The organism is Pseudomonas sp. FeS53a, assembly GCF_000931385.1.
In the GTDB taxonomy this organism is placed as follows: Bacteria; Pseudomonadota; Gammaproteobacteria; order Pseudomonadales; family Pseudomonadaceae; genus Metapseudomonas; species Metapseudomonas otitidis.
Genome location: NZ_JYFT01000021.1, coordinates 46,046 through 64,154 on the forward strand (window position 1 = coordinate 46,046; position 18,109 = coordinate 64,154).

Below are 18,109 nucleotides of genomic sequence, written 5' to 3' on the forward strand. Positions count from 1 at the left end.
CCTCTCGCTCATGGCCGTTGCGCCGCAGCCTCAGGCTGCGGCACCTCCCTTGGTCAGGCCCGGTCTGCGTCCGGCAGGTTGAAGCCGGATACCGACTTGCGCATCTCGCTCGCCATCTTGGCGAGGTTACCGATGCTCTTGGCGGTTGCCGTGGTACCGGCGGAGGTCTGCGAGGTGATCTCCTGAATGACGTTCATGGTGTTGGAAATGTGGCCCGCGGACGACGCCTGCTGGCGTGCCGCGTTGGAGATGTTCTGGATCAGGGCCGCGAGGGTCTTGGATACCTTCTCGATCTCTTCCAGGGCCACACCGGCGTCCTGCGCGAGGCGGGCACCGCGTACCACTTCGGAGGTGGTCTGCTCCATGGAGATAACCGCTTCGTTGGTGTCGGTCTGAATGGTCTTAACCAGGGCCTCGATCTGCTTGGTTGCGGCAGAGGAACGTTCTGCGAGGCGCTGTACCTCGTCCGCTACCACGGCGAAGCCTCGACCGGCGTCACCCGCCATGGACGCCTGGATCGCGGCGTTCAGTGCAAGGATGTTGGTCTGGTCGGCAATGTCGTTAATCAGGCTCACGATGTCACCGATCTCCTGGGACGATTCACCGAGACGCTTGATTCGCTTGGAGGTGTCCTGGATCTGCTCGCGGATGTTGTCCATGCCGGTGATGGTGTTGTGCACCACTTCGTTGCCCTTGTTGGCGATGGCTACGGAACGTTCCGCTACCGCGGAGGATTCCGAGGCGTTCGCCGATACCTGGTCAATCGACACGGCCATTTCGTTGATCGCGGCGGACGCACCGGCGATTTCCTGGGCCTGGTGCTCGGAAGCCTCGGCCAGGTGCATGGCGGTGGCCTGGGTTTCCTGGGCAGCGGCGGCTACCTGCACGGCGGTCAGGTTGATGGTCTCTACCAGTTCGCGGAGCTGGTCGATGGAGTAGTTGATCGAGTCCGCGATCGCACCGGTGAAGTCCTCGGTTACGGTCGCCGCTACGGTCAAGTCACCGTCTGCAAGGTCGGCAATTTCGTCGAGCAGTCGCAGAATCGCGGCCTGGTTACGTTCGTTCTTCTCGGCGGTCTCGGCCAGACGCTGGCGGGTGGTCTGAACCATGACCAGGCCGATCAGGATGATCGAACCCAGTGCCAGGGCACCGAGGATGTAGCCAGCCAGGGTGTTCAGGCTACGGCCGGCGGCCTGCTCCTCGAAGCCGGCAGCCAGTTGGGATGCCTTGTCCAGCAGTGTCTGGGAGCCGGTGAAGATGGTGTTGGCGGATTCACGGACCTGGAAGAGTTCGGGCGAAGTCTCGAGGATTTCGTCCACGGAACCGGAGACGAACTCGAACAGCTCGGAAATCTCCTGCAGGCGCTCCAGGGCTTCGGTATCGGTCACCTTGGAGATTTCCATGGCGGCGTTGCCTTCGAGCATCGCGTTCAGTACGCGGCCGAACAGACTGGCGTCGCGGCCGAACATGTCGGCGGCCTGTACGGAGTCCTGGTCACCGGCCAGTACCTTGTTCACGGAGCCGAGGATCCGTTCGGCCAGCAGCGACTGGCGCTGGGCCACGGACACCTGGGCAGCGGGCGCGCCGCTTTCCAGCAGGATGTCCACGACTTCCTCGTACTCGACCTGCAGCTGCGGGATGGTCTCGGCGAGGGTGCCGGCTACCTGGTGCAGGGAGAGTACGGTCTGCTCGCTGGCCAGGATGGCGTCGGAGTTCTGCCGCAGGCTGTTCCAGTCCGCCTGCACGGCGTCCATCTGGGCCTTGACGGCTTCGGGCGCCGGCGGCAGGCCGGTTTCCGCGTCACCGTTGAGCAGGATGTTCCAGCGCTTCTCGAAGTCGTTGCGCGCTTCCTTCAACAGGGCGAAGGCCTCGGGCTTGCCCGCCGCCGCTTCGGTGGCGTTCTTCGCGATACGCTGGGACAGGACCCGCAGCTCACCGGAGTGGCCGAGGTATTCCTGGTCGTGGTTCGCCTGCGTGTTGAGGTACGCGAAGTTGGCGAACAGCAGCACGATGGAGACGATCAGGACCACGAAGAGTCCGGCGATCAACGTACTGCTGCGCGCTCCCGCGAGTAGATTGCCTGCGTTCAGTTTTTTCATTATCGGGCCCCCGCCTGGACCAACTACACAACGATTTCCATGTAACGCCAAGGGCCGGTATAGACCGGCCCAACCTTGGATCAACGGCACACGCTGGTGCCTGGGTCAGCCGGAGACACTGCACTCCGACCGATCGGGCCGCCCCTCCCGGAAACGGCCCTGCGCGCAGGCCCGAAAGCCTGCGCGTTGGGAACTAGACCGCGACGTCCAGGAACACCTGGTGCTGGGCCAGCGCATGAGGGCTGAACACCAGCCAGGGATGTTCACGCTGGAACACGCCGTGGATGAAGGGTTGGATGGTGGCCTCCAGCGGCGGCAGTTCCTCGGAGAACGAGCCCACCGGGAAGTGCTGCATACCGAAGACTTCGTCGACGATGAGGCCGGCGAAGATTTCCTGGTGGTCGACCACCAGCACCCGGCGCTGCTTGCGCAGGGACGAGAGTTCGCCGCCGAAGAAGCCGCACAGGTCCATGATCGGCAGCAACCGGCCACGGACGTTGGCGACTCCCTTGACCCAGGGTTTCACCCCCGGCAGCTGGGTGTAGCGGGGCTCGTGGAGCACTTCGCCCACTTCGCCCATGGACGCCACGAAGAAGCGCTCGCCCATGCGGAAACCGATCCCACTCCAGGTCTGGACCGTTTCCTGCTGGGCGGGCAAGCCCGCCGCCAGGGCGCGGCAGCGCTGGTCGATCTCGAGGAGTATCTGGAATGGGGTCTTTGCGTCCGACATGCGGGGCTGAGCCTTCTTCTAGGGCATCACGGTGCTACCGGCATCAGCCGGCCAGCACCGCGTTGAGGGTTTTCAGCAGCGTGTCTTCGTCGATCGGCTTGGTCAGGTAGTCCTTCGCGCCCTGGCGCTTGCCCCAGACCTTGTCGGTTTCCTGATCCTTGGTGGTGACGATGATCACCGGGATGTGGCTGGTTTCGGCGTCCTTGGTCAGCTGACGGGTCGCCTGGAAGCCATTGAGGCCGGGCATGACGATGTCCATCAGCACGGCGTCGGGTTTTTCCTGGCGAGCCAGGGCGACGCCGTCGGCGCCATTTTCCGCCTTCAGTACCTGATGGCCATGTTTTTCGAGCATGGCGGTCAGCTTGTACATTTCGGTCGGCGAGTCATCAACAATCAGAATACGAGCCATGTTTGTCCCCAATACGGAAAGGCACTTCCAGCCACGAGGGCCGGACTTCAGGAGGCTTGTTCCACCGGGGTGAAATCAGGCACGTGGGTCTTGATCGCGCCGAGCAGTTCTTCCTTGCTGAAGGGCTTGGTGAGGTACTGGTCGGAACCGACGATGCGACCCTTGGCCTTGTCGAACAGGCCGTCCTTGGAGGACAGCATGATCACCGGGGTGGACTTGAAAGCACTGTTGTTCTTGATCAGGGCGCAGGTCTGATAACCGTCGAGACGCGGCATCATGATGTCGACAAAGATGATGTTCGGGTGTGTGTCCGCGATCTTGGCCAGGGCATCGAAACCGTCGACAGCCGTGATGACCTCGCAACCCACCTTCTTCAGCAGAGTTTCAGCGGTGCGACGAATCGTCTTCGAATCGTCGATCACCATCACCTTCAAACCCTCGGAATGCTGTTCCATGTTCGCCCTACCATCGCCTCGGTGAGTCGTTATTAGCTTCGTTCAGTGCGCCTGAGGCCCTGTCAGCGACGGGCTGCGACCCAATCGTCGGGCCTTTTTAGCACACTCTCCAGACGCAAGCCAGAAACCGCCTACGCCATGGATTTGCCAGTTCGCACGGCGAGGTTTCCCTTGACCGCAACCGCCTCCAGCGCCACCCTGAGCGCCTCTTCCGGGGCCCGATCGAGGCCCCTTTCTTCACTTCACGAGTTGCGGAGACACCACCCATGAGCGTTCGCCTCGGGATCGTCATGGACCCCATTGCGCAGATCAACTTCAAGAAGGACAGCTCCCTGGCCATGCTTCTCGCGGCCCAGGCTCGCGGCTGGTCCCTCTTCTATATGGAGCAGCAGGATCTTTACCAGGCAGCGGGCGTAGCCCGTGCCCGCATGAAACCGCTCGAGGTGAAGGCCGACCCTGCGGGCTGGTATGTCCTCGGGGATGAGCAGGACACCCCGCTCGCCGACCTCGATGTGATCCTCATGCGCAAGGATCCGCCCTTCGACAACGAGTTCATCTACTCCACCTACCTGCTGGAGCAGGCCGAACGCGCCGGCGTGCTGGTGGTGAACCGTCCGCAGAGTCTGCGCGACTGCAACGAGAAGTTCTTTGCCACGCTCTTCCCGCACCTCACCCCGACGACCCTGGTGAGTCGACGGCCCGACATTCTGCGCGAGTTTGCAAAAGAGCAGCGTGACATCATTCTCAAACCCCTTGATGGCATGGGCGGTTCGATGATTTTTCGTCACCGCGAGGGCGACCCGAACCTTTCGGTGATCCTGGAGACCCTCACCCGCCACGGCGCCGAACAGATCATGGCGCAGCGCTACCTGCCGGCGATCGTCGACGGGGACAAACGTATCCTGATGATAGACGGCGAACCGGTACCTTACTGCCTGGCGCGCATTCCCGCTGCCGGCGAGACCCGTGGCAACCTCGCCGCCGGTGGCCGGGGCGAAGCCCGCCCGCTGACCGAGCGGGACCGCGAGATCGCCGCCACCGTCGGTCCGGTACTGCGGGAGAAGGGCCTGCTGTTCGTCGGCCTCGACGTGATCGGCGACCACCTCACCGAGATCAACGTCACCAGCCCGACCTGCATCCGCGAGATCGACGCGGCGTACGACACCCGCATCGGCGAACGCCTGATGGACGTCATCGCCACCCGCCTGGAGGCGAACCAGAGCAAGCCGCAAGCTTGACGCAGTCAACACCTTGCAGCTTGCGGCTTGCAGCCTGCCGCCCCAGTTCGGCAGACTGCGCGCCACTTTGAGCAGACCCGATGTGCGATGAACGCAGCCGCTGACCTCCCCCGCTTCCCCTCCGCCAGCGTGCGCCCGGCGGACAGGCTCGGCTTCACCCTGTTCCTCGCCGCGGTGCTGCACATCGCGCTCATCCTCGGTGTCGGCTTCACCTTCAGCGACCCCAGCCAGATCAGCAAGACGCTGGAAGTCACCCTCGCCACCTTCAAGAGTGACGAGAAGCCGAAGGAAGCCGATTACCTGGCCCAGAACAACCAGCAAGGCAGCGGCACCCTGGAACACAAGGACACGCCCAAGACCACCGAGCAGGCGATGTTCCAGGATCAGGAGATCCGCAAGGTCACTCCGCCCGCCGCGCCCCAGCAGACCAAGCGCCAGGAAGCCCCCAAGGCGGCCATCGCCACCACGGCACCCAAGCCACAGAAGACCCCGATCAAGCGCGAGGAAGCCAAGCCCGAGCCCGAGGCGCCGCCCGCCCCCGTATTCGACAGCGCCCAGCTCTCCTCCGAGATCGCCAGCCTGGAGGCCGAGCTGTCACAGGAGCAGCAGCGCTACGCCAAGCGCCCACGCATCCACCGCCTCAACGCGGCCTCGACCATGCGCGACAAGGGTGCCTGGTACAAGGACGAATGGCGCAAGAAGATCGAGCGCGTCGGCAACCTCAACTACCCTGAAGAGGCCCGCCGCCAGCGCATCTACGGCTCGCTGAGGCTGCTGGTATCGATCAACCGCGACGGCACTCTTTATGAGGTGCAGGTGCTGGAGTCATCCGGCCAGCCGGTACTGGACCAGGCCGCCATGCGCATCGTCCGCCTCGCCGCCCCCTTCGCCCCCTTCACCGGCGACCTGGCCGACATCGACCGCCTGGAAATCATCCGCACCTGGCGTTTCGAGCGGGGCGACAGGCTCTCCAGCAACTGAACCGGCACCCTTGAAGCCGACGGCGCGAAGATCGACACTAGCGCCCATGAAAAGCACCGCACCCAGCTACCTCAAGCACCACTTCCTGATCGCCATGCCGCACATGGACGATCCCAATTTCGCGCAGACCGTCACCTACCTGGTCGAACACAACGACCAGGGCGCCATGGGACTGGTGATCAACCGCCCCAACGGCCTCAACCTCGGTGACGTGCTCGAACAACTGCGCCCCGACGACACCGCCCCCGCCCACTGCCAGAACCTGCCCATCTACGCCGGCGGCCCCGTGCAGACCGACCGCGGCTTCGTCCTGCACCCCAGCGGCCCGCAGTACCAGGCCACCCTGGACCTGGGCGACCTGGCGCTGTCCACCTCCCAGGACGTGCTGTTCGCCATCGCCGACGGCAGCGGCCCGCAGAAGAGCCTCATCGCCCTCGGCTATGCCGGCTGGCAGGCCGGGCAACTGGAGGCCGAGCTGGCCGAAAACGCCTGGCTCACCTGCCCCGCCGACCCGGCCATCCTCTTCGACACCCCCAGCGACCAGCGCCTCGCCGCCGCCGCCGCACGGCTGGGGGTCAACCTCAACCTGCTCACCAGCCAGGCCGGGCACGCCTGATGGCCGGCCCGACAACCGCGCCCCGGCTGCTCCTCGGCTTCGACTACGGCACCCGCCAGATCGGCGTCGCCGTCGGCCAGGCCGTCACCGGCCAGGCCCGCGAACTGTGTGTGCTCAAGGCGCAGAACGGCGTACCCGACTGGCAGAAGGTCGAGGCCCTGATCAAGGAGTGGCAGCCCGACGCCATCGTCGTCGGCCTGCCGCTGAACATGGACGGCACCCCCAGCGAGATGAGCGAACGCGCCGAAAAATTCGGCCGGCGCCTCAATGGCCGCTTCAACCTGCCCGTCTTCACCCACGACGAACGCCTGACCACCTTCGAAGCCAAGGGCCACCGCCTGGCGCAGGGCCAGCGCGGCGGCTACCGCGAACGCCCGGTGGACGCCCTGGCCGCCGCCCTGCTGCTGGAAGGCTGGTTGGCCGAGCACCCCGGACACGACTAGCGAGGAACGCCCATGACATTGCCCAACCCGGCCGAACTGCTGCCGCAGATGGCCCGCGCCCTGACCGACCACCTGGCGGCCCGGCACATCGACACACCGCGCTTCATCGGCATCCGCACCGGCGGCGTCTGGGTCGCCCAGGCCCTGATGGAAGCCCTGGGCCGCGACGACGCCATGGGCGTGCTCGACGTCTCCTTCTACCGCGACGACTTCACCCAGAACGGCCTGCATCCCCAGGTGCAGCCCTCCGAACTGCCCTTCGAGATCGAAGGCCAGCACCTGGTGCTGATCGATGACGTGCTGATGAGCGGGCGCACCGTGCGCGCCGCCCTCAACGAGCTGTTCGACTATGGCCGCCCGGCCAGCGTGACCCTGGTCTGCCTGCTGGACCTCAACGCCCGGGAGCTGCCGATCCGCCCCGACGTGGTCGGCGCCACCCTGTCCCTGGCCACCCACGAGCGGGTAAAATTGCTCGGCCCCGCGCCGCTCGCACTCGAGCGCCAGGTCCTCGCCGCCTCCTGAAAACCCGACCCCCAGGGCCCGCCCCATGCCGAACGCCAAGCGCCCGCTGCAGCTCAACGACCAGGGCCAGCTGCGCCACTTCCTCTCGCTCGACGGCCTGCCCCGTGAGCTGCTGACCGAAATCCTCGACACCGCCGACTCCTTCCTCGAAGTCGGCGCCCGCGCCGTCAAAAAGGTGCCCCTGCTGCGCGGCAAGACGGTGTGCAACGTGTTCTTCGAGAACTCCACGCGCACCCGCACCACCTTCGAGCTGGCGGCCCAGCGCCTCTCCGCCGACGTCATCAGCCTGAACGTCTCCACCTCCTCCACCAGCAAGGGCGAGACGCTGTTCGACACCCTGCGCAACCTGGAGGCCATGGCGGCCGACATGTTCGTGGTCCGCCATGCCGACTCCGGCGCCGCCCACTTCATCGCCGAGCACGTCTGCCCTGACGTCGCCATCATCAACGGCGGCGACGGGCGCCACGCGCACCCGACCCAGGGCATGCTCGACATGCTCACCATCCGCCGCCACAAGGGCAGCTTCGAGAACCTCTCGGTGGCCATCGTCGGCGACATCCTGCACTCGCGCGTCGCCCGCTCCGACATGCTCGCCCTCAAGGCCCTGGGCTGCCCGGACATCCGCGTGATCGCGCCGCGCACCCTGCTGCCCATCGGCATCGAGCAGTACGGCGTCAGCGTCCACACCGACCTGGCCGAAGGGCTCAAGGACGTGGACGTGGTGATCATGCTGCGCCTGCAGCGCGAGCGCATGCAGGGCGGCCTGCTGCCCAGCGAAGGCGAGTTCTACCGCCTCTACGGGCTGACCACCCAGCGCCTCAAACTGGCCAAGCCCGACGCCATCGTCATGCACCCGGGGCCGATCAACCGCGGCGTGGAGATCGAGTCCGCCGTCGCCGACGGCAGCCACTCGGTGATCCTCAACCAGGTCACCTATGGCATCGCCATCCGCATGGCCGTGCTCTCCATGGCCATGAGCGGCCAGAACACCCAACGCCAGATCAATCAGGAAGCCGAGGTGCAGAACTGATGCGTACCCACATCATCGGCGCCCGCCTCATCGATCCCGCCAGCGGCACCGACCAGGTCACCGACCTGTTCCTCCAGGCCGGCAAGGTCACCGCCATCGGCCAGGCACCGGCCGGCTTCGAGGCCGAGACCCGCATCGACGCCCAGGGCCTGGTGGCCGCTCCCGGCCTGGTGGACCTCAACGCCGCCCTGCGCGAGCCCGGCTACAGCCGCAAGGGCAACGTCGACAGCGAGACCCGCGCCGCCGCCGCCGGTGGCGTGACCAGCCTGTGCTGCCCGCCGCTGACCCGCCCGGTGCTGGACACCCCCGCCGTGGCCGAACTGATCCTCGACCGCGCCCGCGAGGCCGGCCATGCCAAGGTCTTCCCCATCGGCGCCCTCACCCGCAACCTCGCCGGCGAGCAGCTGGCCGAGCTGGTCGCCCTGCGTGACACCGGCTGCGTCGCCTTCGGCAACGGCCTGGCGCCCATGAGCAGCAGCCGCACCCTGCGCCGCGCCATGGAGTACGCCGCCACCTTCGACCTGACCCTGGTGCTGCAACCCCAGGACGCCGACCTGGCGGAAGGCGGCCTCGCCCACGAAGGCGCCACCGCCGGCTTCCTCGGCCTGGCCGGGATCCCCGAGAGCGCCGAGACCGTGGCCCTGGCCCGTGACCTGCTGCTGGTGGAGCAGAGCGGCGTGCGTGCGCACTTCAGCCAGATCACCAGCGCCCGTGGTGCCGAAATGATCGCCGAGGCCCAGGCCCGCGGCCTGCCGGTCACCGCCGATGTCGCCATGTACCAGCTGCTGCTGACCGACGACGCCCTCACCGACTTCTCCAGCCTCTACCACGTGCAGCCGCCGCTGCGCAGCCAGGCGGACCGCGAAGGCCTGCGCCAGGCGGTGAAGAGTGGCGTGATCGGTGCCATCGCCAGCCACCACCAGCCCCACGAAGCCGACGCCAAGCTGGCGCCCTTCGCCGCCACCGAGCCCGGTATCAGCAGCGTCGAACTGCTGCTGCCGCTGGCCATGAGCCTGGTGGAAGACGGCCTGCTGGACCTGCCCACCCTGCTCGCCCGCCTCACCGCCGGCCCGGCCCGCGCCCTGCGCTTGCCGGCCGGCCGCGTGGCGGTCGGCGCCCCGGCGGACCTGGTGCTGTTCGACCCGAAGGGCCGCACCCAGGCCGGCGAGGCCTGGCACTCGCGCGGGCGCAACTGCCCGTTCATCGGCGACTCGCTGCCCGGGCGCGTACGCTACACCTTCATGGACGGCCACCTGACCTTCCAGGGCTGAAGCTGAAACCGCAGCAAACGAAAGGGGCCGTCATCGACGGCCCCTTTGCTTTCCGGCTCAACGCTGGGCGTTGAGCACCGAGACCTGCGTGTTCAAGGTCCAGAAGTCGTAGAGCACGCCCAGCAGGAAGAACCCACCGGTGAAGAAATAGAGGATGCCGGTGATACATTTGCCCTGGTACATGCGGTGCACACCGAACACACCGAGGAAGGTCAGCAGCAGCCAGGCCACCGTGTAGTCGTAGGAGCCCGCATTGAAGCGCAGGGCGGCCTCGCGCTCCATGGACGGGATCAGGAACAGGTCGATGATCCAGCCGATGAAGAACAGCCCCAGGGTGAAGAACCACAGGGTGCCGGTCACCGGCCGGCCGTAGTAGAAGCGGTGCGCCCCGAGGAATCCGAAGATCCACAGGAGGTAGCCGATCAGGGTGCTGTGGGTATCCGGGCGTTGCATGTGATCTCCTGATGACGGGCCGGCGACCGAAGGTCGTCGACGGACTTGCACAGGTTCCGGTCGCCGAAATACTGTATGCACGTACAGTTAACTTCAGAATCCGACCATGGAACTGATCGACAAGCTAACCGTGCTGGCTGACGCCGCCAAGTACGACGTGTCCTGCGCCAGCAGCGGCGCCCCCAAGCGTGGCTCCACCGGCAAGGCCGGCATCGGGTCCACCAACGGCATGGGCATCTGCCACAGCTTCACCCCCGATGGGCGCTGCGTGGCCCTGCTGAAGATCCTGCTCACCAACTTCTGCATCTACGACTGCCAGTACTGCGTCAACCGCCGCTCCAGCGATGTGCCGCGCGCCCGCTTCACCCCGGAAGAAGTGGTGCGGCTGACCCTCGACTTCTACCGGCGCAACTGCATCAGCGGGCTGTTCCTCAGTTCCGGGATCATCCGCTCCGCGGACTACACCATGGAGCAACTGGTACGCGTGGCCCGGCTGCTGCGGGAAGAACACCACTTCCGCGGCTACATCCACCTGAAGACCATCCCCGACGCCAGCCCGGAGCTGATCGCCGAGGCCGGCCTGTACGCCGACCGCCTGAGCGTGAACATCGAGCTGCCCACCGAATCCGGGCTGGTGCGCTTGGCGCCGGAGAAGCGTGTGGCGCCGATCCGGCGCGCCATGGGCCGCATCCGCCTGGGCGTGGAAGAAGCGCAGGAGGAGCGGCGTGGACCCGCCTTCGCCCCGGCCGGGCAGAGCACCCAGATGATCGTCGGCGCCGACGCCACCGACGACCGCACCATCCTCGGCACCGCCCAATCGCTCTACAGTGCCTACCGGCTCAAGCGCGTCTACTACTCCGCCTTCAGCCCCATCCCCAGCGCCCCCGGCGGGCTGCCGGCCGAGCCGCCGCCGCTCATGCGCGAACACCGCCTGTACCAGGCCGACTTCCTCCTGCGCGGCTACGGCTTCCGCGTCGAGGAGTTGATCAGCAGCCCCGGCAACCTGCCCCTGGACATCGACCCCAAGCTGGCTTGGGCGCTGGCCAACCGCGAACAGTTCCCCCTCGACCTCAACCGCGCAGAGCCCGCGATGATCGCCCGCGTGCCCGGCATCGGCGTGCTCAGCGCCCGGCGCCTGGCGGACCTGCGCCGCGAGCGGCGCATCCGCTACCAGGACGTGGTGCGCCTGCGCTGTGCCATGGACAAGGCCCGGCCGTTCATCATCACCCAGGACTACAGGCCCCGGCTGGCCGACCTCGAATCCACCGCCCTGCGCCGCCAGCTCGGCGACGCCCCGGCACAGATGGCGCTCTGGTGATGCACCGGCCCCGCTTCGACGGCAGCTTCGAAGGCTGGCGCAGCGAAGCCCGGCGCCTGCTGCAGGCCGGGATCGCCCCGCACCAGGTGGACTGGACGCCGGATGCCGGCCTCTTCGACAGCCTCGACCCCGCTCCGGCGGACGCCCCAGGCGGCACAGTGCGCATTCCTCGCGAACTGCCGGAATTGCTGGCCCAGGCTGCACGCTTCCGCCAGCAGGACCGCTGGGGCCTGCTCTACCGGGTGCTCTGGCGGGCTGCCCGGGGTGACCGCAGCGCCATGCTGCCGGGCGACCGCGACGGCGCCGAGCTGCACCGGCGGCTCAAGGCCGTGCGCCGGGAAGCCCACCACCTCCACGCCTTCCTGCGCTTCCGCCCGGGCCAGGCCCAACGCGGCGAGCCGGACTACCTGGCCTGGATCGAACCGGCACACGAGGTGCTCGACCTCGCCGCCGAACACTTCGTCCCGCGCATGGGGCGGCACAGCTGGCTGATCGCCACGCCCGACGGCGTGGCCTGCTTCAACGGCGAGCGCCTGGCCTACCTGCCCCCGGGGCCACCCGGCCTGCAGGCTGCCATCGAGGAGCGCGACGACCCGGATCAATCGCTGTGGCAGGCCTACTACCGCAGCACCTTCAATCCGGCCCGGCTCAACCCGAAGGTGATGCGCGGCCACATGCCCGCACGCTTCTGGCGCCACCTGCCGGAAGGGCCGCTGATCCCCGCCCTGGTCAGCGCGGCCCGCACCGGCCAGCAGCGTCTGGCCCAGGCCCCGGCGGTCGGCGCCCAGGACGGCAAGACGGTGCTGATCAGCCCACTGAAAGCCCAGCCGGTGCGCGAGGCCACCTCGGCCCTGGAGCGTTGCCAGGCCTGCCCGCGCTGGCACGCCGCGACCTGCGCCGTGGCCGGGCAGGGTCCGGAAACCGCCGACGTGATGGTGCTCGGCAGCCAGCCTTCCGATCAGGACGACCTGAGCGGGCAGCCCTTCAGCGACCCCGCCGGCATCCGCCTGCGCGAAGCCCTGGCCAACGCCGGGCTGGCCCGCGAACGCCTGTACTTCACCCACGCCGTGAAGCACTTCGCCTGGCACAGCCAGGGGCTGCGCAGCGAGCGCGAGGCGCTGCCGGTGACGGAAGCCGAACTGACGGCCTGTGCCCCCTGGCTGGAGGCGGAGCTGCAGCAGCTCCGGCCACGACTGGTGATCGCCCTGGGCGACGGCGCCCGTGCGGCCCTGCGCGGTTTCATTCCACCGCACCTGGCGGAACACGGTGGCGAGGTGCTGGAAACGATCCAGGCGCCTTTCGGCGCCTGGATCGCGGTTACCTGGCCTGCGGGGAACGACACACTGGAGGCCTTGGCGCGCCGGGCGGCGCAGTGGCTGGCACCACTCAGCGGAAGCGGCGGCCCGGATCGTCTTCCGACACTTCCAGGGACAGCCCGCCACTGATGCTGGTCAGGTGTTCGCCGTCGGTCTCGGAACCGAGCTTGATCATCAGGCGCAGGTCGTTCGCCGAGTCGGCGTAGAGCAGGGCGTCTTCGTAGGTGATCTCGCCCTGGGAGTAGAGGTTGTACAGCGCCTGGTCGAAGGTCTGCATGCCCTGCTCGGTGGAGCGCTTCATCAACGGCTTGAGCTCGTGGACCTCGCCCTTGCGGATCAGGTCGGCCACCAGCGGGGTGTTGATCAGCACCTCGATCACCGCGCGGCGCCCCTTGCCATCCGGGGTCGGCACCAGTTGCTGGGCGACGATGGCCTTGAGGTTGAGGGACAGGTCCATCCACACCTGCTGCTGACGATCGGCGGGGAAGAAGTTGATGATCCGGTCCAGCGCCTGGTTGGCGTTGTTGGCGTGCAGGGTGGCCAGGCACAGGTGGCCGGTTTCGGCGAAGGCCACGGCGTGGTCCATGGTCTCGCGGGTCCGCACCTCGCCGATGAGGATCACGTCCGGCGCCTGGCGCAGGGTGTTCTTCAGGGCCACCTCGAAGGATTCGGTGTCGATCCCCACTTCACGCTGGGTGACGATGCAGCCCTGGTGCTGGTGGATGTATTCGATGGGGTCTTCGATGGAGATGATGTGGCCGGAGCTGTTCTTGTTGCGGTAGCCGATCATCGCCGCCAGGGACGTGGACTTGCCGGTGCCGGTGGCGCCGACGAAGAGCACCAGGCCGCGCTTGGTCATGGCCAGCTTCTTCAGCACCTCGGGCAGCTTGAGCTGCTCCAGGGTGGGAATGTTGGTCTCGATGCGGCGCAGCACCATGCCCACCAGGTTGCGCTGGTAGAAGGCGCTGACGCGGAAACGGCCGATGCCCCGGGCGCTGATGGCGAAGTTGCACTCGTGGTTCTCGGCGAAGTCGCGGCGCTGCTGCTCGTTCATCACCCCCAGCACGGTTTCCCGGGTCTGCTCCGGCGACATGGGGTTCTTGGTGACCGGCATGACCTTGCCGTTGACCTTCATCGACGGCGGCACACCGGCCGTGATGAACAGGTCCGAACCGCCCTTCTCGACCATCAGGCGCAACAGTTTCTCGAATTCCATGGTCTTTCTCGCAATGTGGATGGCCGACCTGTTCGCTCGCGTACAGGCCAGTTCGGGCAGCCGCCCCGTTCAAGCAGACAGGGCGCCTGCCGGGGCGCCCTGTCGGGTCTAGAAGTTTTCCGGCGTCTTGGCCTTTTCGCGCGCGCTTTCGCGGCTGACCAGGCCCTTGGCCACCAAGCCCTTCAGGCAGCTGTCCAGGGTCTGCATGCCCAGGGCGCCGCCGGTCTGGATGGCGGAATACATCTGCGCCACCTTGTCCTCGCGGATCAGGTTACGGATGGCGGGGGTGCCGATCATGATCTCGTGGGCCGCCACCCGGCCGCCGCCGATCTTTTTCAGCAGGGTCTGGGAAATGACCGCCTGCAGGGATTCGGAGAGCATGGAGCGCACCATCGCCTTTTCCTCGGCCGGGAACACGTCGACCACCCGGTCGATGGTCTTGGCGGCGGAGGTGGTGTGCAGGGTGCCGAAAACCAGGTGACCGGTTTCCGCGGCGGTCAGCGCCAGTCGGATGGTCTCCAGGTCGCGCATCTCGCCCACCAGGATAATGTCCGGGTCTTCCCGCAGGGCCGAGCGCAGCGCCTCGTTGAAGCCGAGGGTGTCACGGTGCACCTCACGCTGGTTGATCAGGCACTTCTTCGACTCGTGGACGAATTCGATCGGGTCTTCCACGGTCAGGATGTGGTGGTACTTGGTGCCGTTGAGGTAGTCGAGCATCGCCGCCAGGGTGGTGGACTTGCCCGAACCGGTGGGGCCGGTGACCAGCACCAGGCCGCGGGGAACGTCGGAGATCTTCTTGAAGATCTCGCCCATGCCCAGGTCCTCCATGGACAGCACCTTGGAGGGAATGGTCCGGAACACGGCGCCGGCGCCGCGGTTCTGGTTGAAGGCGTTGACCCGGAAGCGGGCCACGCCGGGCACCTCGAACGAGAAGTCGGTTTCGAGGAATTCCTCGTAATCCTTGCGCTGCTTGTCGTTCATGATGTCGTAGATCAGCGCGTGCACCTGCTTGTGGTCCAGGGGGGGCAGGTTGATACGGCGAACATCGCCGTCGACGCGGATCATGGGCGGCAGCCCGGCCGAGAGATGCAGGTCCGAAGCGCCCTGCTTGGCGCTGAACGCAAGCAGCTCAGTAATATCCATGGGACTCCCCAATTCCAAGCGGTTAGAATGCCGCAGACCCACTCAGGCCGGGCTGTAGAGCGCAGTTAATGTCCACGATAGCAAAGAATATTGCAAAGGTTCGCGCGCGTATCCGTGAGGCGGCGCAAGCCTCTGGAAGGGATTCATCCACCATCGGCCTGCTGGCCGTGAGCAAGACCAAACCCGCCGACGCCATTCGCGAGGCCCACGCCCAGGGTGTGGCCGATTTCGGCGAGAACTACCTCCAGGAAGCGCTGGCCAAGCAGGCCGAACTCACCGACCTGCCGCTGACCTGGCATTTCATCGGCCCGATCCAGTCGAACAAGACCAAGCCCATCGCCGAGCACTTCCACTGGGTGCACTCGGTGGACCGGCTGAAGATCGCCGAGCGCCTTTCCGCCCAGCGCCCTGCCCACCTGGCGCCGCTGAACATCTGCCTGCAGGTCAACGTCAGCGGCGAAGCCAGCAAGTCGGGCTGTGCACCGGAAGACCTCCCGGCCCTGGCCAAGGCCGTGGCCGGCCTGCCGAACCTGCGCCTGCGCGGGCTGATGGCGATTCCCGAGCCCACCGACGACGTCGCAGCCCAGCACGCTGCCTTCGCCCGCCTGCGCCAGTTGATGACCGACCTGGACCTCGCCCTCGACACCCTGTCCATGGGCATGAGCCACGACCTCGAAGCGGCGATCGCCGAAGGCGCCACCTGGGTGCGCATCGGTACCGCCCTGTTCGGCGCCCGCGACTACGGGCAGCCGGCCCCCTAATAAGGAAGGAACACGACATGAGCACTCCCCGCATTGCATTCATCGGCGCCGGCAACATGGCCGCCAGCCTGATCGGTGGCCTGCGCGCCCAGGGCGTTCCGGCCGACCACATCCGCGCCAGCGACCCTGGCGCCGAGCAGCGCGCCCGCATCGCCGCCGAGCACGGCATCGAGGTGGTCGAGAGCAACGCCGACGCCGTGCGCGGCGCCGATGTGGTGGTCCTGGCCACCAAGCCCCAGGTCATGAAGGCCGTGTGCGAAGCGCTGGCCCCGAGCCTGTCCGCTGGCCAGCTGGTCGTGTCCATCGCCGCCGGCATCCCCTGCGCCAGCCTGGCCCGCTGGCTGGGCGTCGACTCCATCGTGCGCTGCATGCCCAACACCCCGGCCCTGCTGGGCGAAGGCGCCAGCGGCCTGTACGCCACCGCCGCCGTCAGCGATGAGCAGCGCCGCCAGGCCGAGCAGCTGCTGCAAGCCGTGGGCATCGCCCTGTGGCTCGACGAGGAGAAGCAGATCGACGCTGTCACCGCCGTCTCCGGCAGCGGCCCGGCCTACTTCTTCCTGCTGATGGAAGCCATGACCGCCGCCGGCGAGAAGCTGGGCCTGAGCCCCGAGGTGGCCGCCCGGCTGACCCTGCAGACCGCCCTGGGCGCCGCACGCATGGCCGTGGGCAGCGATGTCGGCCCGGCCGAGCTGCGCCGCCGCGTCACCTCCCCCAACGGCACCACCGAGGCGGCCATCAAATCCTTCCAGGGCAATGGCTTCGAATCCCTGGTGGAGCAGGCCCTGGGCGCCGCCGACCGCCGTTCCGCCGAACTGGCCGACCAGCTCGGGCAATGAGCATGCCGCGCTCAGTCGCCTGGTCACTGGCACCCCTGCTGCTCTCGCTGGGCCTGCCGGCTCTGGCGGACACCTGCGCCCTGCAACCCGACCTGGCCCAGGCCACCCGCACCGCCTTCGAGCAGGTCCAGGCCGGCCTGGACGGGCAGGACGAAGAGCTGCCCACCGACGTTTCCCCTGCCATCGCCACCGCCGTGGAGGCCCACAAGGACGCCATCACCCGCGCCCTGGATGCGCGCCTGGCGTGCAGCGGTGCCGACCTCGATGCCGACGCCCTGCAGCAGGAAATGGCCCGCGAGCTGATGCCCGCCCAGCCGGCGCCGGAAGGCGAGGAAACCTCGGTGAGCCCCTATGCCGTGGCGCGTCACGACGAGCCGGGGCTGCCGCCGATGGTGGTGGTCCAGGCCGCCACCTCCATCCCCTGCGGCGACGACATCCTGCTGCTCGGCTATGCCCGGGAAGGCGACCGCTGGGTGCGCACCCTGGAATGGCGCAGCCCGCCGCTGAAGGAACTCTCCGACGCCTACGGCGACTTCTACCAATACGTGCGCCTGGCCGGCGGGCAGTTCGTCATCGCCCACGGCACCCCCTGGTGCACCTCGCGCTGGAGCCGCTTGGCCGTGGATGTGGTGCAACCACGCAATGGCGAGACCGCCCAGCGCACCCTGCACCACCTGCAGCAGGGCTACGTGCGCGACGAAACCGAGCCACGCCTGAAGGCCCGGCCCGACGGCTTCGAGCTACGCGCCGAAGTGGGCAGCCTGGACGCCGACCGCATGACCCGCGCTGGCATCTACCGCTACCGCCTGGATGGCGACGCCCTGCAGCGCATCCAGCCGGCCGCCAGCAACGGCCGGGGCTTCGTCGACGAATGGCTGATGGTGGACGATGCGCTGGCCGGCGACTGGAGCGCCCCGGAACAGCGCCAGCAGAACCTGACCGCCCGCGAACAGCTCAAGGCGCAGCGCGCTGAGCCCGGCATCACCCTGCTCTACGGCCCGGTACGTGCCTGCAAGGACGCCGGCCGCTTCCAGGTGGAGATCCAGCTGTACGACAGCAAGAAGGACCTGCACGACCTGGCCTATGCCTACGCCACCATCCTCCAGCGACCCGACGGCTTCACCCTGATGACTCTCGGCGACCATGAGGACACGCGCTGTAACGGACCGGACCTGATGGCCGGGCAGTGACACCCTCCATGCGAACCGGGAATCCCGATAAAGTAGCCCGCATCGCCGGCACCCCCGCTGGCCGTGCGCCCACCTCCACAAG

General features: G+C 67.3%; 19 protein-coding genes. 12 read left to right on the forward strand and 7 right to left on the reverse strand.

The features are described from left to right. Nucleotides 1-53: 53 nt before the first annotated feature. From SZ55_RS07240 to pilG, 4 genes are all read right to left on the reverse strand, one after another. Nucleotides 54-2,099: a methyl-accepting chemotaxis protein gene (locus SZ55_RS07240; RefSeq protein WP_044403555.1), complete on the reverse strand. Its 2,046-nt coding sequence runs from the start codon at nt 2,097-2,099 to the stop codon at nt 54-56. Nucleotides 2,100-2,292: 193 nt separating this feature from the next. Beyond that, entirely contained in the window at nt 2,293-2,829 is a 537-nt protein-coding gene (locus tag SZ55_RS07245) for a chemotaxis protein CheW (protein WP_044403557.1), read from the reverse strand. A 43-nt stretch (nt 2,830-2,872) separates the two neighbouring features. After that, the gene (gene pilH / locus SZ55_RS07250; RefSeq protein WP_003458790.1) at nt 2,873-3,238 is read right to left on the reverse strand and encodes a twitching motility response regulator PilH; all 366 of its coding nucleotides are present in this window, start codon (nt 3,236-3,238) and stop codon (nt 2,873-2,875) included. A 47-nt stretch (nt 3,239-3,285) separates the two neighbouring features. Further along, nucleotides 3,286-3,693, reverse strand: coding sequence for a twitching motility response regulator PilG (gene pilG / locus SZ55_RS07255; RefSeq protein ID WP_021218373.1), 408 nt, complete (start codon nt 3,691-3,693; stop codon nt 3,286-3,288). A gap of 266 nt (nt 3,694-3,959) precedes the next feature. Here pilG and gshB point away from each other — a divergent pair, with 266 nt between their 5' ends. The 7 genes from gshB to SZ55_RS07290 all read left to right on the forward strand — a co-directional run bounded on the left by gshB (nt 3,960) and on the right by SZ55_RS07290 (nt 9,794). Beyond that, the gene (gene gshB, locus SZ55_RS07260; protein ID WP_044403568.1) at nt 3,960-4,931 is read left to right on the forward strand and encodes a glutathione synthase; all 972 of its coding nucleotides are present in this window, start codon (nt 3,960-3,962) and stop codon (nt 4,929-4,931) included. An 87-nt stretch (nt 4,932-5,018) separates the two neighbouring features. Then, on the forward strand, nt 5,019-5,912 hold the full coding sequence (locus tag SZ55_RS07265; RefSeq protein ID WP_044403569.1) for an energy transducer TonB: 894 nt from the start codon (nt 5,019-5,021) through the stop codon (nt 5,910-5,912). Between the two features lie 46 nt (nt 5,913-5,958). Continuing rightward, complete coding sequence (locus SZ55_RS07270; RefSeq protein WP_044403571.1) at nt 5,959-6,528, forward strand: YqgE/AlgH family protein; 570 nt, start codon at nt 5,959-5,961, stop codon at nt 6,526-6,528. Next, on the forward strand, nt 6,528-6,971 hold the full coding sequence (ruvX, locus tag SZ55_RS07275) for a Holliday junction resolvase RuvX (protein ID WP_044403573.1): 444 nt from the start codon (nt 6,528-6,530) through the stop codon (nt 6,969-6,971). Before SZ55_RS07270 ends, ruvX begins: the two co-directional genes overlap by 1 nt. A gap of 12 nt (nt 6,972-6,983) precedes the next feature. Next, on the forward strand, nt 6,984-7,493 hold the full coding sequence (pyrR, locus tag SZ55_RS07280; RefSeq protein WP_044403576.1) for a bifunctional pyr operon transcriptional regulator/uracil phosphoribosyltransferase PyrR: 510 nt from the start codon (nt 6,984-6,986) through the stop codon (nt 7,491-7,493). A gap of 25 nt (nt 7,494-7,518) precedes the next feature. Beyond that, a complete protein-coding gene (locus SZ55_RS07285) occupies nt 7,519-8,523 on the forward strand; it encodes an aspartate carbamoyltransferase catalytic subunit (protein ID WP_044403578.1) in 1,005 nt (334 codons plus the stop codon). Then, a complete protein-coding gene (locus tag SZ55_RS07290; protein WP_044403581.1) occupies nt 8,523-9,794 on the forward strand; it encodes a dihydroorotase in 1,272 nt (423 codons plus the stop codon). Before SZ55_RS07285 ends, SZ55_RS07290 begins: the two co-directional genes overlap by 1 nt. A gap of 57 nt (nt 9,795-9,851) precedes the next feature. Here SZ55_RS07290 and SZ55_RS07295 read toward each other — a convergent pair whose 3' ends face one another. Next, nucleotides 9,852-10,247: an NINE protein gene (locus SZ55_RS07295; protein WP_044403583.1), complete on the reverse strand. Its 396-nt coding sequence runs from the start codon at nt 10,245-10,247 to the stop codon at nt 9,852-9,854. Nucleotides 10,248-10,353: 106 nt separating this feature from the next. Between SZ55_RS07295 and SZ55_RS07300 the strand changes: the two genes are divergently transcribed. Next, nucleotides 10,354-11,565 (forward strand): putative DNA modification/repair radical SAM protein, encoded by a 1,212-nt coding sequence (locus SZ55_RS07300; RefSeq protein ID WP_044403585.1) that lies wholly within the window; start codon nt 10,354-10,356, stop codon nt 11,563-11,565. Then, on the forward strand, nt 11,565-13,010 hold the full coding sequence (locus tag SZ55_RS07305) for a TIGR03915 family putative DNA repair protein (protein WP_044403587.1): 1,446 nt from the start codon (nt 11,565-11,567) through the stop codon (nt 13,008-13,010). The genes SZ55_RS07300 and SZ55_RS07305 overlap by 1 nt, the downstream gene beginning before the upstream one ends. Here SZ55_RS07305 and SZ55_RS07310 read toward each other — a convergent pair. Both SZ55_RS07310 and pilT read right to left on the reverse strand, forming a co-directional pair. Further along, entirely contained in the window at nt 12,952-14,097 is a 1,146-nt protein-coding gene (locus SZ55_RS07310; protein ID WP_044403589.1) for a PilT/PilU family type 4a pilus ATPase, read from the reverse strand. The two genes, SZ55_RS07305 and SZ55_RS07310, sit on opposite strands and share 59 nt — an antisense overlap. Before the next feature lie 108 nt (nt 14,098-14,205). Then, nucleotides 14,206-15,240, reverse strand: a complete 1,035-nt coding sequence (pilT, locus tag SZ55_RS07315) for a type IV pilus twitching motility protein PilT (protein ID WP_044403590.1) — start codon at nt 15,238-15,240, stop codon at nt 14,206-14,208. 68 nt (nt 15,241-15,308) lie between these two features. Between pilT and SZ55_RS07320 the strand changes: the two genes are divergently transcribed. From SZ55_RS07320 to SZ55_RS07330, 3 genes are read left to right on the forward strand one after another with little or no spacing between them, the layout of a single operon-like run. Beyond that, complete coding sequence (locus SZ55_RS07320; RefSeq protein ID WP_044403592.1) at nt 15,309-16,001, forward strand: YggS family pyridoxal phosphate-dependent enzyme; 693 nt, start codon at nt 15,309-15,311, stop codon at nt 15,999-16,001. A gap of 17 nt (nt 16,002-16,018) precedes the next feature. Further along, nucleotides 16,019-16,837 carry a pyrroline-5-carboxylate reductase gene (gene proC / locus SZ55_RS07325; protein WP_044403594.1) on the forward strand — a complete coding sequence of 273 codons (819 nt, stop codon included), beginning with the start codon at nt 16,019-16,021 and terminating at the stop codon, nt 16,835-16,837. A 2-nt stretch (nt 16,838-16,839) separates the two neighbouring features. Next, the gene (locus SZ55_RS07330) at nt 16,840-18,027 is read left to right on the forward strand and encodes a hypothetical protein (RefSeq protein WP_052807545.1); all 1,188 of its coding nucleotides are present in this window, start codon (nt 16,840-16,842) and stop codon (nt 18,025-18,027) included. The last annotated feature ends 82 nt before the right edge of the window (nt 18,028-18,109 follow it).